A 14,017-nucleotide genomic window follows, 5' to 3' on the forward strand; every position below is an offset into this window, starting at 1 on the left:
CCGCCGCTCATCTTCGGGGGCGGGGATTTTTCGTACGCGCGGTGGCTGGTGCGCTGCGGGGATCCTCCGGCCAGGCGTGCTTGGGATAGCGCCCGCGCAGATCAGCACGAACGCCGGGGTAGCCGTTGTCCCAGAAGGACTCCAAGTCTGCGGTGACGGCTGCTGGGCGTCGCGCGGGGGAGAGCAGATGCAGCAGGAGCGGGACGTGGCCGTCCGCGAGGACCGGCGCTGCGGTCCAGCCGAAGACCTCTTGGATCCGCACAGCGAGCACCGGTTGGTCGGCGGAGTAGTCGATCCGCACGCTCGACCCACTGGGGACCTGCACTCGCTCGGGAGCCAGATCGTCGAGCCTGCCTGCCTGCGGCCACGGCACCATCGCCCGCAGCGCGGCAGCGACGTCGACGCGACGAAGATCCTGGGCCGAGCGAACCCGTGCCAGCTGTGGCCCAAGCCACGACTGGAGGTTCTGAGTGAGTGCCGCGTCGCTCACATCGGGCCACGGGTCACCGAGCGCACGGTGTAGGAAGTCGAGGCGGGCGCGCAGCGCCGTGGCCGCCTCCGACCAGGTGAAGAGAGCGATTCCCTCGCTCGCCACCGCCTCTCGGATCGCTTCGGTCACGGCGTTGGCCGGTGGATCGCTGAGCGGGACGGAGCGGAGCTCGATCGCGCCCAGCAGCGTACGTCGGCGAGCCAGCACCCGCCCTCCGGTCCAGGTGACCTCGTCCACCTCGGTCCACAGGGACCCGGCCGCCTCCAGCGCGAGGTCCTCGGTGAGCGGGGCCGCCGCTCGGATCCGGGCTTCACGTTGCCCGGGCCGCCGCTCCGCGTCTCCGACCGCGAGCCACTCCAGTCCGACCAAGGGCCCCGAAGCACGCGGATCGAGCGCCGCGCCCGTCCCGGACGCCATCAGGTAGCTCGGGGCACTCGAACGCTTGCGCGCAATCCGGTCCGGATGCGCCAGTGCCACCACCAGCCCCACCGCCACGTCATCGGTGAGTCCTCGGGCTGCCTGGGAATGGTCCGACGCGCTGCTCCGGCCGCCTGTGGGACCCTGCTTCTCGACGATCTTCTCCAGGCGGGTGGCCTGGCTGCGCCACGAGCCCGCACGCTGGTTGCCACGGAGCGACCGGAGCGCAGCAACCAGGTCGCCGCCGGGAGCGCGCACGTCCTCGCTCAACATCGCGACCACCTCTGAGGCCCGCCTGGCCCCGACGAGACCAGCCCCGTCGATGAGGGCACGCGCCAGCCTGGGATCGGCCGGTACGCCAGCGATCACCCGGCCCCGCGAGGTGGCTCTCCCTTCCTCGGTCATCGCCCCCAGATCCACCAGCACCTCCTTGGCTGCCGCCATCGCATGCGCCGGTGGCTGGTCGAGCAGCGCCAGGTCGTGAACGTCGTCACTGCCCCAGCACGCCACCTCCAGGGCGAAGGCCGTCAGATCGGCGGTCGCGATCTCGGGCTCCGGGTGAGCGGCCAGATGCGCGTGCTCCGCCTCGGACCAACAACGCAGCACGGCGCCCGGCCCCAGCCGTCCGGCCCGACCCGCCCGCTGCTCGGCCGCTGCCCGGCTCACCGCGACGGTGACCAGAGAAGCCAGTCCGCGACGGTGGTCAGTGCGCGGCTCGCGCGAGAATCCGGCATCCACCACGACCCGTACCCCAGGTACCGTCAGCGACGACTCGGCGACCGCGGTCGAGACGATCACTCGTCGACGCGGGCCTTCGCTGAGCGCACGATCCTGCTCGGCGCCGGACAGACGTCCGTGCAGGGCGTGGACGGACGCGTCCACGCCGGCGAGGCGGCGTACGGTCGCCTCGACCTCCGCGACACCCGGCACGAAGACCAGGACGTCACCCTCGTGCTCGGCGAGCGCACGACGTACGGTCGCGGCGACATGGTCGTGGAAGGCCGGGGTGATGCCCCGGTCGTCGGTGCGGCGTACCCCCGCAGGCAGCGGGCACCAGACCGCTTGGACCGGGTGCAGAGCACCCAGGACGCGGATCACCGGAGCGGTGTCGTCCCCACCGAGCAGGGAGGCGGTCCGTTCGGCCTCGATGGTGGCCGACATCGCCACCAGGGACAGGTCCTCGCGCAGGTGGGCCCGGACGTCGATGAGCAGCGCCAAGGTCAGGTCGGCGTCGAGGTGGCGCTCGTGCACTTCGTCGAGCACCACGGCCCCGACGCCGACCAGCTCGGGATCGTGCTGGATCCGCCGAAGCAGCAGGCCGGTCGTGACGATCTCGACACGTGTACGTCGACTGGTGCGTCGGTCTCCGCGCACGGAGTATCCGACCGTCTCGCCAACCGGTTCGCCCAGTAGGTGCGCCAGCCGACGGGCAGCAGCACGGGCTGCGATGCGGCTGGGCTGCGTGACGACGACCCGTCCGGCGACAACCTCGGCGACCGCGGGCGGGACCAAGGTCGTCTTGCCGGTGCCCGGCGGAGCGTGGACCACCGCGACTCCGCGGGTGCGAAGCGCCTGGTCGAGAGCGGCCAAGCCGGCGGTGACCGGGAGATCGGGCGGCGCGGCGAGCAGATTGCGCAGAGGGTCGGACACTCCTGCAGTGTGCCTGACGTGCCTCGGCCGGTGTCGCGTCGGCGCCGAGGGCTGTCATCACGACGACGCCCGAGCAGACGAGCCCATCGTCCGACGCATCGCATCGGAGGTGACGATCTGGGACTGGTGGATGTGGGAAGCAGTACTGAAAGGGCCATGTGTCTCAGGCTCGTCGCGTCCGCAGCCGGTCGCTATCCGGTGTCCCCAGCGCTCCAGCCGATCGGTGCAGCATCGACCGCTTGCACTTCCGTCCACCACCGCCTCAAGCCTCGACACAGTTTGTGCGCCCCACTGGCGGCGGAGTGACGCATGGTTTCCCGGCTAACAACGCTGGTCTTACTTAGCCTCGATCCACCGGGATAGGGCCGGCCTGCAGCCTTGCTGCAGCGATACTCCATGGCCGGTGGCGATGCGGTTACTGCCGACTCCTGCGATCATCTGGTCATGGTTGCGACCCTTGGCTTGATCTTCTCTGGGCTGGCTCTTTGCGTCTCGTTTGGAGCTGTCAAATACGCGCGGACGCAGGCGAAGGAAGCCAGGCGCGCCAACGACCTTCTTGAGGCCGAACAACAACGGCAGTCTGAGCGCGCAGAAAGTGAGTCGTTGGCCAACCGCGTTCGATGGCAGGTTGAGTCGCTAGCCAACGGGAACTTCGTCTTGCGTAACAGCGGGACCGAGTCCGCTCACGACGTGAGGATCACGTCACCGTCCATCCAGTTTCTTGGCGGGCCAATCGTGCATGACGGCTTCTCGGCAAGTGGTTCCGGGATGCTTGCCGTTCCGGTCGTAGAATCAGGCGGTGGCGTGAAGTTCACGGCAACCAAGCCGAGCGCTCACACGGGACACGGTCACGAGTTGATCGTTGTCTGGAGGGGTGCCGAGGCGCCACGCCGTGTGCCGATGCCGGCCGAACCCTAATTATCGGCCAACAAGCGTGAGTACAGCCCCTAACATCGCTCTATACACTTCGCGACCCCGACGCGGCGGTGTGACGCACTGCGGGAATGCACGCAACAGCGGCAGATGCAGTAGCGAAAGGGCCTCGAGTCGTTCCCGCGGAGGGCCGCGTTGCGCACCTGCCGCGTTGCTAGTCGGCACCGATTCGGGGAACTCCTGATGCTGCTGTTGATCGGGGTCGCTAGAGGATTGGGTTCGCGAGTTCTTCGCTGGTTACCCGGACACGGTCGAGCAGACCCTGAGGGGAGAGAGATTCGCGATCTGCTATTCGCTTGAGGTACTCCCAAGCGTCCTCGGGTCGGCGGCGCTCGTAGTGAAGTAAGAAGACGTTGGCGCGATTTGGGCGTATTCGCTCCACCAATCCCGGTAGCTCGAGCAGGAGGGCTCCGGCTGCTCTAATCGGGTCATGGCCCATGCTTCTCATCGCGATCACAACTGCCTTTGTGGCGATGATTGCAGCCACCTCCATGGGAATGTTGAGCATCTTCCAATTGCTCGTGATCAGCCCGTCATACCCGAGCTGGTGCAGTGCGATGAAGAGCTCGCGGTCGCTTACTGTGCGGAGCCGATCATCAAGATTGCCGAGGTGGACGATCTCGACCTCCGGGGGGATCCATTCCCCGACGTCTCGGAGCAGGGGCTGAGGGAAGTTCTGGTCCAGTACCAGCCTCAGCACTGACTCGGACATCAGGCGGCGCCGAGTGCCGTCTCTAGGTCGACTGCCTCGCAGACCGCGTCCTCGGACACCTCATACATGCTTGCGACCTTCGCGATGCTGTACCCGCGCGCGGCAAGACCGGCGAGCGTCTGAGTCGTGAGCCGCGTGTTCTCCACGTGCGGCTCGCCGGCCACACGTTCGGGGACAATCCTCAAGTGTGACCGAGGGCGTACGAGGTCGGGGCCGGTGTGTCCCTCGAACTCGAATGGATCGAGAAGTCCGAAGTGCTTGTCGTGGGGGAGCGCGTGATTGCCCCTCGTGTCGGCGAAGCCATTCGGCATGCGCAGGAATATGTCGCCTCGCTGATCGACAACGAGGGATGTCTTTCCTGGCTCGTGTTCGCTCCACAAGTCGATGTTCATCTGCGCGAGCTGCGTCAGCGCCGACCTCACTTGCGTCATCGGACTCGCAGGCAGCCGATCGTCCTCACTGCCCTTGGGTTTGCGGAGCCACGCCACTATCCGCAGCGACATGAGGTCAGCGAATGACCAGAGCTTCTCCTGTACCGGAGACACGCTAGGCACAACGATCCCTTTGCGCGCCCAGTCGTAAACGGTGCGAGTTGGAACCCCAGACAGTGCAGCGGCACGAGACGCCTCATAGCAACCAGCCGACGCGGCGGCTAAGCCGACAGGGAAGCGAGACATGGTCCCGAGTATGCCCCAGTTGTCCTCTGGCATGTACGGAGTTCACATCCTGCGTGTTTCGAAACTTGTTCGTGGCGTGCAACTCCAGGCGTACCTGCTAGCACCGACACGTCCCGGTGCTGCCGAAAGGGGCCCGGAAGCTTCCCGGTAGTTCGGTTGCCGACCTTCAGCAGGATGGCCTGACTCGCAGGCCTAGCTCAGCTCCATGGCGACTTCGCGCGGCTCTCGACAGAATCGTGCAGTCGCCCCCGGACGCGGGTGTTCGCATCGAGGTCGCGCCGACAGGCGGCGGTTAGACGTAGGTCTGACGCGCATTCGTCGCTGCATGGTCGGGCGTCAGCCCGCTTCCTAACACAGAAGGAAGCGTCCTCAGGTCGGCCCAGACGATTTCACTCGACGTCGTCACTTTCGTCCCAACTCAGCGACACCGCCTCGATCTCGCGAGGCACCCGGCCCTCTTGTAGGTCGGGACCGAAGGCTGTGGTGGTGTCATTGCCGCCGTAAACCGCCTCGGGGAAGATGGTCGACTTCTGTACCAGCGCCCGCCTCTCGGCAACCGCGCCCTGCACCGAATGGAACCGCATGCCGCAGACTTCCCCATCTAGGCTGAGAGTCGACGCGGTCACGTTGAACCGCACGAGAACCGTGTCTCCCGACAGATTCGCGATGACAGGCAGACTAGCCCGCACCGGAGCAGGGTTCAGGTCCTGAACATCTCTGTCCTCTTGAGCGGGAGCCAGATAGAACGAGTACCTGGCGATGACGCGCTCGTCGGTCAACATCGCTGCGAGGCCGGTAAGGGAATGAAAAACCTCGGCGTCCGTGACGTCTCTGAGCGAGACCGACTCCCGTGGCCAGCCCTCAATCGCTGTGCATCTCCGCCAACTGGCGACGAACCTGGCGACGGTGTGCAACGGCGCGAACGTGGCATCCGTCGCGAAACCTGCCCCGTCCGGCTTTCCGTCATCGCCCAACTGAACGAGCGTGGAGCCCGGTCCGCACGCGGCGAGGAAATCGGCGAAGGACCCGAGGTCTTCCATTTTGGTGTCGACGAGAGGGTCGATGAAGACCTCGGTCTCGTGCACACGCTTCCCCTCGACAAGCTTGGCATGCGAGGTGATCAAGCTGAGGCCTGAGGAGTGAACGTAGGCCCAATGAGTTCGCGTCCTGCGCCGGACGAACTCCGCGTGCACGGACCCGAAGGCGGACGAGCACCGCAGCTCGACCGACGACTCTGGCAGGAATCCCGAAAGTACTGTCGGAGCAGGAAGGTTCCGGAGGTACTTGAGGACTTCGGGCTTCGGAACGAGTGCGCGAAAGCGATCGGCGCCGTGCTCGATCGAGCCGAATGCCGCGTGCACGATCGCGCGCTCCTGCTCCGGAGTGCCGCTCTCGTAGTAGTCGAACATGTGGACCGTCTCGACCAACGTCAATTGGCCCTGAGGGCTTCGCTTGATCTCCACCGACGCCGCCGGAAGGATCTTGCTCAGACGTCGCTCGGCGAGCCCGAGTCGAATGGTTTCGCTGAAACCGTGGCCCAGGCACGTTTGAAGGTTGGCGTCGAAGTCGTCGTCGTTCGCGCAACGGTCTGCCGTGACGGACATCTCCGCGGCTGTACCCGCAAGGAACTCCGTCAGCTCATCACTGAAGTCCGCGTCGATTAGCCGGTGGTGGACTGACGCGACTCCTCCTTGGTCGAGTGCGACCAGGATGAAGATCAGTGGTGTGCGCGAGTTCAGCAGGTTGCGTGCATCGCCGACGTTGAGTTTGACCTTCTTGTCCGATGACGTCGTCGCTCGCACGCAACAGCCGACGAGCGTGTTCGCGACGTCGCTCGCTCCGCGGCTGTCGGCGTCCAGATCAACTTGGCACATGAAATCGATGCCGAAGTCCTCTTCACACTTCGTCGCCAGCAGTCCATGCGCTTCCGCGAACACACGGAACGCGAGCTCACCCTTAGTCCCAACGCGTTGCGAGAAGCTGCGACGCTTACCACTGCTGCCTTCGGGGCCGTCCGGTCTACGAGTCGCGACTCGTCGCGCTTTGTCGTCACCGCCCCTTCGTTGCCTCTTGCCCCTGCTCTTGCCGACCGAACCTCGGTTCCTTGTCATACGACGGGTCTACCCGATCGATCAACGACCAAGACAACGCGGCCCCGGGACTCGGACACCGGTGACCCGAAGTGACCACCGTGCGCCCGCCCCGGCGAAGCGTTCGAAAAGGGTGTATACGCCTTGGCCTGCCAGCACCGGGTGGACCTCCGTCGGCGCGGCCGTCCGTCATCGAGGAGCTGAAGGCGGGACCGCGACACTAGTCCGTGCTGCGCATCGTCCACGTGTCAGATCCGGCGCGTCGCTCGTCGCTTGGTCGTTCGAGGCTGTCTCTGTGGGCGGAATGGGCGAGGCGGGCTTCTCGGAGAGCACGTCCGGATCGCGGCGGTATGACGTATCGCAGCGGTCAGAGGAAGCTGAGTTGTCCAGCTTCGCCTCGTTTCATCGTCAGGGTTGAGTCTTGGAGGGTGAAATCGAGGAGCAAACCACTATCGACGACCGCCGCTACGCCGGAGTGATCGCGAACAGCGACGATACCGAGAAGTTCCATATTGTCGGCTCGTACCCGCAGCTCGTCACCGCTTTCGGACGGTGTGACGGTGACCGGAACCGTCGCGTCCTGTGCGGCGCCAGCGAGACGGACCTGCGCTGTGGTCACACCTGTCCCCATTATTTCGCCCAACTTGTGGCGGTCCCCACCCTGAACAAACTGAAGAAGGTCTAGTACGTCTGTCGGTGTCGCTCCTAGTTCTGCACGCCAGCCTTGGATGTGCTTGTGGCTCAGGTACTCCCGCAATCCAGCCTCGTTCAGGCCGCTGTCCTGCGCAAGGCGTCCGAGGTCTCGGGCGAGCGACCGGCTCTTGACGTCGCGGACGAGGAGCTCGATGGCCAGCGGCGTATCCACTCCGTACCGTAGGTGAGCCGCCACGCTCGGCAACAGTTCAGCAGCGCTGAACCGTGACACCAGGATCTCGTTTGTTTGAGCGACCACCAGGCCCACTGTCCAAGACAAGAAGTGCTGCACGGCCTCGCCGATACCGTCGACCATCTGCTCGAGCCGGAACGCCGGGTCCTGCACCATGGACAGGTGGTCGTTAGCAAGCTCGGTCAGGTCGCGTCCAGCAACCCAGTCACGAAGAACCGCCTCGGGAGGCATGTCCACTTTCTGCCCGCGAGGAGTCAGACGGAACCGCCAGTACCGCTCAGCCTCAGGCAGGGCGAGTAAGTGGTCGTAGACATTCTGTTCTGCCAACAGGTCCAGCGTGTCCTCGAGTCCCAGCCCACTCTCGACGCCGCGGACCTGGACCCTGTCGGCTAGCGCAATTGCGATCGTTTCCAGGACCGCCGCCGACCCGAGGCTCGTGCCGGCCTGAGCCCAGCGTCGACGAGAATCGACTGGTGTCTGCTCGTACCTGGCTGCGACGAGCTCTGCCAGAGCCAGCCACCGTTCCTTCAAAGGTGCGGGCAGCTGGGTGAAAGCGAACAGCCGGCCGACTAGGTCGCGCCACGTTCGGGTCTCGCTGAGGTTCGGCACGAGCTCGAGGGTGTGAAGAATGAACCACACGTAGTTGACGAAACCACCGGCCGCGCCGTCCGGAGCCAATCGAAAGATTGCGTCCTGGGTCTGAGCGACAAGGTTCTCCGCTTCGGCCAACGCCTCGAGCCCAAAGTCAGTTGTAAGCGTGGACTTGACTTCGAGGTCAGCCGGCGCAGGGGTGAGCCTTGCGAAATCCGACGATTCGAGACGCTTTGGAAGTGCCAGGACGATCCAGCCTTCAGACTCCTTCCCGGCCCGACCGGCCCGACCGACAGCATTCAGAAGCTGAGCCGGCGTCATTCGCTGCCCCGGGGCCTGTCCGTCATACTCGGTTGTCGCGATCACCACGGTGCGGACCGGCAGGTTCACCCCGTCGGTCAGGGTCGAGGTGGCGACGACAGCCTTCAACGTCTCGTTGCGGATCGCGTCCTCGACAGCCTCTTGGACCTCGACCGGCAAGCCTGCGTGGTGGTAGGCGATGCCCTTGCGGACGGTGCCGATGAGAGGGTGGTCGCTACCCAGGCGAGCAGCCAGCGCATCCGCCAGACCCTGCGAATGGGGGTCGTCTTCAAGTTCGGACGCCATGACCTTCGCGGCATCACGCGCCGTTGCGCGTTGCGAAACCACCATCAGGAGGCTGCCTGCTCGAAGCAGGAGGGTCGCGGTTCGCGCCGTGGTCACGTACCCCGGAGAGGTCTTGTTACTCCCGGTCACGCGTGTATTGTCCGCGCGAACGAACAGTTGGCCAATCGGGGTAGCGCTGCTGGTCGCCAAGTGCTGTTCGGTTGCACTGGTCGGCCGCACAGCCAACCTGGCACGCAGGTCGTAGCGGGTCTGGCCCGGCCCGCCGCGACGGCCGGGAACCAAGGTCTTAGTCGCCTCGATCTTGTCGGTCGTCGTCAGGACGTGCAGCCGTCGCGGAGCACGCCAGTCATCGGTGAACAGAACGTCTCCCGTGCCCGAGGACGTCCACGCTGCCAACGAGGCCGCGTTGCCCATGACCCCGGACAGAAGCATCAGCCTGGCGCCGCTCGCGTCTAGCAGGGACAGTAGCCCTTCGAGAAGGAGGCCACGTCCGCCGGAGTCAGCGATCAGGTGGACCTCGTCGATGATGAAGAGGCTGAAGCGGCTCAAGACGTCGTGAGGCGCTTGCCTCAGCGCGTTCATGAGCCGTTCCGGGGTCATGATCTCGACTTGGGGGAGTGGTGAGCCGCCGGTCGAGTCTTCGTCTGACATAAAGAAGTCCTGAGCGCCGAACCCGTCGGGTAGGTCGGCCCCGAGGCTGCGGTCAAGGTATCGCAGACGGGATCCCAGTGTTTGCCGCATCTCCCGCCCTAGGCTGCGAAGCGGAGTCACGTAGCAGACGTCGCCGGTCATCTGCGCGGTGTGCGCGCATATGATGAGTTGAGCGAGGAGCGTTTTTCCCGCGCTCGTCGGCACCGACACGAGGAGTCGGCTAGTTCGCTGATCCAACGGACTCATCGTCGGGTGAGCCACCAGACTCCGCTGCGGCGGCCAGAGCGTCAGAACCGGCTGCCTATCCAGGGTGAACGCTTGCTTCACGGCATCGGGAACCTCAGGTGGAAGAGCTGCCCAGATGCTGCTGACGCTGAGTCCCTCGGCCAAGGTGAGGAGGTGTGCGGCGACCCAACGCGTATCGAGGTCGGTGAGTCCTACTTCCGCGTCGACCACGAGGCGCAGATGCTCTCGGGCTGCGCCGAGAGCATCCAGGTTGCCTTCGCGCAGATATCGGACGAGGTCTGCCTCGCCGCGCAGAATCCGTTGCGTCGGACCGAACATCGTGCCGTCGAGGTCGACGAGCTCGGCACCGCGAGTGAGTGCAGACGCTTCCTCTGCCCAACTGCGAAGACTCTGGTTGAGCGCGGCAATGTCCAGCCCAAGGAAGAGGATGCCGGCGTGAAGGGCAACCTCGGCGCCGTCCGCGAAACCAGGCGTCTGCTGCAGGTCCTGGTGAAGCCTGCGGCGAACGGCTCCAGCGTTCGGGCTCTCGTCTGCGCGGTGGTATCCGGCCTGTGCGGCGAACGCCGTGACCAGGCGGTCGCGGCCTGTTTCCGTCGGGTCCTCCAAGAGCAGGTCGAGCACATGGGCGCTTACAGCGAACGCCCGGCGGCGCTGCTCAGCCGGGTAGCGCGAAGACTCTGTAGTTGACGCGATCCCATGCAGATACCAAGCTGCCTGTCTCACAGGCTGGAGTTCGGCCCTGAACCCGGTAGCGGTCAGGCCGCGGACCAACTCAATCTCCAAGCCAGCGACGAGGCTGGTCAGCTCGGCGACGGTGGGCAGCTCGCTTAGCTCGCCGTCACCGAAGGCACCTCTGAGGTGTTCTTCGGCTAGAGCGCGGTCCACGCGTACCTCCGGACTGTGTCGGCAAGCTCCTCGTAGCACTCGATGCTGGTTGCGAGACCGCGCAGCTGACCTGGTTTGTCGAGTAGGGGAAGCTTCCCTGCCATTTTCTTGAACGGTTTGTTTGGCAGGGGCCTGTGGGTAGCCAGCGTGACGCCGGCACCGACAATGACGTCTCCTTGCGTCCAGGCTCTGGGAATCTCAGTGATGAAACTGTTCAGCTCCGCTGCGCCTTCGCCTGATGCCTGAGCGTAGGCTCCTACAATCTTGGCAACATACGTCTGGCCGTGCTCGCCGAGTTGACCGTAGGCCTGGTTCAGACTCGTCGAAAGTGAACCTTTCCCGGTGTTTTTCTTGCTCTCCCAAAGCCGGAACCGAAGTTCGCTGTTCGCGGTCTCGTAGATGGTGTAGCCGTCGCCCCCGGAGTCGGTGACGTCGCCTTTTGGGGCCGGCTGGGCTCTCACTGTCGGGTTGTCCTTGGTCAGCAGGTGCCACAGCCACTCGCCGATGTGCCCGTGGAGGTGGTCCTTGCTCTTCTTCTTGTCGGCGCCGGGCAGGCCGAAGACCGGCTTGACGAATGATCCGATGGTCTGGCGATCGGGTTCCGGGATCGTAGTTCCGTCGAGAGTGTGTTCCCGCCACACGTCGTAAAGCTGGACGGCCGGGCCGAACCGCGCCTTCATCACGCTGTCGATAAGCACCCAGGCGAGCGCGCCAATCTCGTCGGAGGTCAGAGCGACGCTGACGTGCGAGCTCCATTCGCACTTTCCTGCGCCCGGTTTCCCGTCGTGAGACGCCTTCGGCAGATAGTCACCGACTGTGAGCTTCCCATGGGTGAGTGAGTATTGCTCGGACTGTGTCGGTGTCGGTTCTGGCAGCGCTGGCGTAGCGCTGGCTGGGGGCGAGGTTGTCATCGGACAATCATCCCGCAGTCGTCCCGCCGTGAATGCATGATTCGACTCCAATGCCTCGGCTCCTTCGGTATGCGGCAAACAAGGGCGTTCGAGTGGCGGCGGTATCACGTGGATCGTGTCGGCAGCGGCGCGAGTCGACCCGCGCCTGCCCTTCGATGTCGACATGCTGTCAGTCAACGTCCTGGACAGTGCGGCCGCTTCTTGAGTGATGAACGGCTGGATCTCTTGGTCGCACCAGCGCGATCGACATCTCGTCGCTCCGCTCCTTCGGCGCGGATGAGCGGATGGGCATCAGCGTGCGTCATTCTGGGCGAAGTGACGCACGCGGAGGTCGCCCGCGCGTTGACCGTGACACTTAACCTGACTGTGTGAGGAGAACAGGCGGCCGGTCGGCGCGGGTGGAGGACGTGCACGAGCTTGCCCTTGGCATGCCCCACGTCCGCGTCTACGCGGGCACCCAGAACAGGCCCGTCTATCAAGTGGGCGGAAAGTCGTTCGTCTTCTTCCGGAATCCGCGTCCTGACGCGTTCGACCCGGACACCGGCCAGCGCTACGACGACGTCATCGTCTTCTGGGTGCCTAACGAGGGTGACAAGCTCGCCATGGTGCAGGACGAGTCCTCGCCGTTCTTCACCACTCCGCACTTCGACGGCCACCTGTCGGTTCTGGTCCGAGCGAGCCGGCTTGGGGAGATCAGCTATGACGAGCTCGCTGAGGTCGTACAGGAGGCTTGGCTTTCGCGCGCGTCAGCTCGCCGAAGAGCGACCTGGCTCGGGGAGCACCTACCGGACTAGAGCGAGGACTCGTTGGCGGCGCCATGACGCAGGCGTCGCATGGCCCCGACCGCACAGACGGCGGGCCGGGGCTCTATGCATCAGCCGTCGGCCGGGGCAGCACGGCGATCGCGCGGCCGTGGCTGACCCCCAACATGGGTGATCGGGCACGCGGCCCAGGAGGAAGGAGCCGGGGGAGGAGTGGCGCTGACGCTCGATCGGCCGACCGACGGGCTCGATGCGCCTGGCACGCGCGATCAGCATCTCCGGGGTACGGTCCTGCTGGGGGCGTGCAGCGATGCCGAGCTGGCACAGGCTCCAATGGCGGCGGTCGCGGCAGCCGCGCGGACGCTCAGGCACGACCCCGCTCTGTCACAGTGACCGCCCTACGGACCGTACGATCATCGATCCAGCCGGTGCCTCAGCTTCTTAGGAGCGAAGAACCGGTAACTCTCGGTCACCAGCTCGGCCACCTCTTCCCAGTCTGTATCGCCGTCGAGCACCATGCCGACGACGGTGGGCGACCACGGAGGCTGGTAGAACGGTGGCCCGGCGTGGACCAGGGCCAGCAGTTCGTCGCCGGAGGATCGGAAGGTCAGCACCGTGGTGGGCTCGATCACCCCGGTCATATCGCGGTACGCCGACGTGTACCCCTCTTGGGCGACCAGGACGTGAGCGAAGGTCTTCTTCCTGACTCGCCACCTGACGCCGGTCCAGGCATCCTCCTCGTAGGCGTCGGGAAGCGACAACGCGGTCGACGCAACCTTGGCGACTACGTCGGCGGCGGGCTCGATGCGCGGCGGCCGGGACATGCCGCAAGTCTGTCAGCGACTGCGCGGATGACGCGTGGGTAGGTCCTCGCGACGCGACCTGTGCGGAACGAGAGAGCAGTCTGGAGCTGTGTGCTCGGCCGGTGCGCTCAGGACGGTTCGTCTCTCAGGCGAAGCGCCTCGCGATCCCGGGGTAGTCGAGGACGAGCCCATACTTGTCGTACACCAACACGGCGTTGAAACCGCCTTCGGAGTGGTAGTCGAACCGGTGGTCGTCGAGGCGTCGGTAGGACTGGTCGAGGCGTCTGACCTGAAGGTCAAGTGCCTGGACGTAGGCGGCGGGCGCGGTGACGACGTCGCCTAGCGGTAGGTCCAGCCGGTGGACGGGAAGGGTGTTGGTGCAGGCAGAGGCCTCGAGGTCGACGTCGTAGAGCCCGTCGAGCTGGGGCGCCGACCGGCCATCGACGGTCCAGGAACCTTTGCCGTCAGAGACAAGTACAGTGGACCGTCGCCCGCGAGCGGTGTCATTGTGGACGTGGACTTCGCGCGTACGCCAGAGGGCATCAACCGAGATCTCATAGTGGACCGCTTAGGCCTGGCCCGCCTCGACGGCTGAGGTGTATCCACGGATGCCGGAGGCGTCTCGATAGACGACCTCGAACCCGTCGACGGCGTCGACGAACTGCCACGCAGCGAACGGCGGGAGCTCCTCGTATGCCATGTCGGGAG

At 65.3% G+C, this 14,017-nt stretch carries 10 protein-coding genes; 1 reads left to right on the top strand and 9 read right to left on the bottom strand.

Annotated features, from left to right (window positions below):
* Nucleotides 1-7: 7 nt before the first annotated feature.
* The 6 genes from hrpB to OG801_RS26235 form a co-directional block, all read right to left on the bottom strand.
* Complete coding sequence (gene hrpB / locus OG801_RS26210) at nucleotides 8-2,557, bottom strand: ATP-dependent helicase HrpB (RefSeq protein WP_406031977.1); 2,550 nt, start codon at nucleotides 2,555-2,557, stop codon at nucleotides 8-10.
* A 1,138-nt stretch (nucleotides 2,558-3,695) separates the two neighbouring features.
* A complete protein-coding gene (locus OG801_RS26215) occupies nucleotides 3,696-4,202 on the bottom strand; it encodes a hypothetical protein (RefSeq protein WP_406031978.1) in 507 nt (168 codons plus the stop codon).
* Complete coding sequence (locus OG801_RS26220; RefSeq protein ID WP_406031979.1) at nucleotides 4,202-4,594, bottom strand: DUF433 domain-containing protein; 393 nt, start codon at nucleotides 4,592-4,594, stop codon at nucleotides 4,202-4,204. The genes OG801_RS26215 and OG801_RS26220 overlap by 1 nt, the downstream gene beginning before the upstream one ends.
* A gap of 674 nt (nucleotides 4,595-5,268) precedes the next feature.
* Nucleotides 5,269-6,816, bottom strand: coding sequence for a hypothetical protein (locus OG801_RS26225; RefSeq protein ID WP_406031980.1), 1,548 nt, complete (start codon nucleotides 6,814-6,816; stop codon nucleotides 5,269-5,271).
* A 520-nt stretch (nucleotides 6,817-7,336) separates the two neighbouring features.
* Nucleotides 7,337-10,834 carry a DEAD/DEAH box helicase gene (locus tag OG801_RS26230; RefSeq protein ID WP_406031981.1) on the bottom strand — a complete coding sequence of 1,166 codons (3,498 nt, stop codon included), beginning with the start codon at nucleotides 10,832-10,834 and terminating at the stop codon, nucleotides 7,337-7,339.
* Nucleotides 10,819-11,745, bottom strand: a complete 927-nt coding sequence (locus OG801_RS26235; RefSeq protein ID WP_406031982.1) for a hypothetical protein — start codon at nucleotides 11,743-11,745, stop codon at nucleotides 10,819-10,821. Before OG801_RS26235 ends, OG801_RS26230 begins: the two co-directional genes overlap by 16 nt.
* Before the next feature lie 368 nt (nucleotides 11,746-12,113).
* Here OG801_RS26235 and OG801_RS26240 point away from each other — a divergent pair, with 368 nt between their 5' ends.
* The gene (locus OG801_RS26240) at nucleotides 12,114-12,539 is read left to right on the top strand and encodes an MmcQ/YjbR family DNA-binding protein (protein WP_406031983.1); all 426 of its coding nucleotides are present in this window, start codon (nucleotides 12,114-12,116) and stop codon (nucleotides 12,537-12,539) included.
* Nucleotides 12,540-12,919: 380 nt separating this feature from the next.
* Here the strand turns inward: OG801_RS26240 and OG801_RS26245 are convergent, their stop codons facing one another.
* From OG801_RS26245 to OG801_RS26255, 3 genes are all read right to left on the bottom strand, one after another.
* Nucleotides 12,920-13,330 (bottom strand): MmcQ/YjbR family DNA-binding protein, encoded by a 411-nt coding sequence (locus OG801_RS26245; RefSeq protein WP_406031984.1) that lies wholly within the window; start codon nucleotides 13,328-13,330, stop codon nucleotides 12,920-12,922.
* A gap of 124 nt (nucleotides 13,331-13,454) precedes the next feature.
* On the bottom strand, nucleotides 13,455-13,862 hold the full coding sequence (locus OG801_RS26250) for a putative glycolipid-binding domain-containing protein (protein WP_406036307.1): 408 nt from the start codon (nucleotides 13,860-13,862) through the stop codon (nucleotides 13,455-13,457).
* 15 nt (nucleotides 13,863-13,877) lie between these two features.
* A complete protein-coding gene (locus OG801_RS26255) occupies nucleotides 13,878-14,009 on the bottom strand; it encodes a hypothetical protein (protein ID WP_406031985.1) in 132 nt (43 codons plus the stop codon).
* Nucleotides 14,010-14,017 lie beyond the last annotated feature (8 nt).

The organism is Nocardioides sp. NBC_00163 (genome assembly GCF_045206295.1).
In the GTDB taxonomy this organism is placed as follows: Bacteria; Actinomycetota; Actinomycetes; order Propionibacteriales; family Nocardioidaceae; genus Nocardioides.

Bases quoted from the DNA above. Each gene is read 5' to 3' on its own strand.
- OG801_RS26215 (WP_406031978.1), bottom strand. From the start codon at position 4,202: ATGTCCGAGTCAGTGCTGAGGCTGGTACTGGACCAGAACTTCCCTCAG.
- OG801_RS26220 (WP_406031979.1), bottom strand. From the start codon at position 4,594: ATGAACATCGACTTGTGGAGCGAACACGAGCCAGGAAAGACATCCCTC.
- OG801_RS26235 (WP_406031982.1), bottom strand. From the start codon at position 11,745: ATGACAACCTCGCCCCCAGCCAGCGCTACGCCAGCGCTGCCAGAACCG.
- OG801_RS26245 (WP_406031984.1), bottom strand. From the start codon at position 13,330: ATGTCCCGGCCGCCGCGCATCGAGCCCGCCGCCGACGTAGTCGCCAAG.
- OG801_RS26255 (WP_406031985.1), bottom strand. From the start codon at position 14,009: ATGGCATACGAGGAGCTCCCGCCGTTCGCTGCGTGGCAGTTCGTCGAC.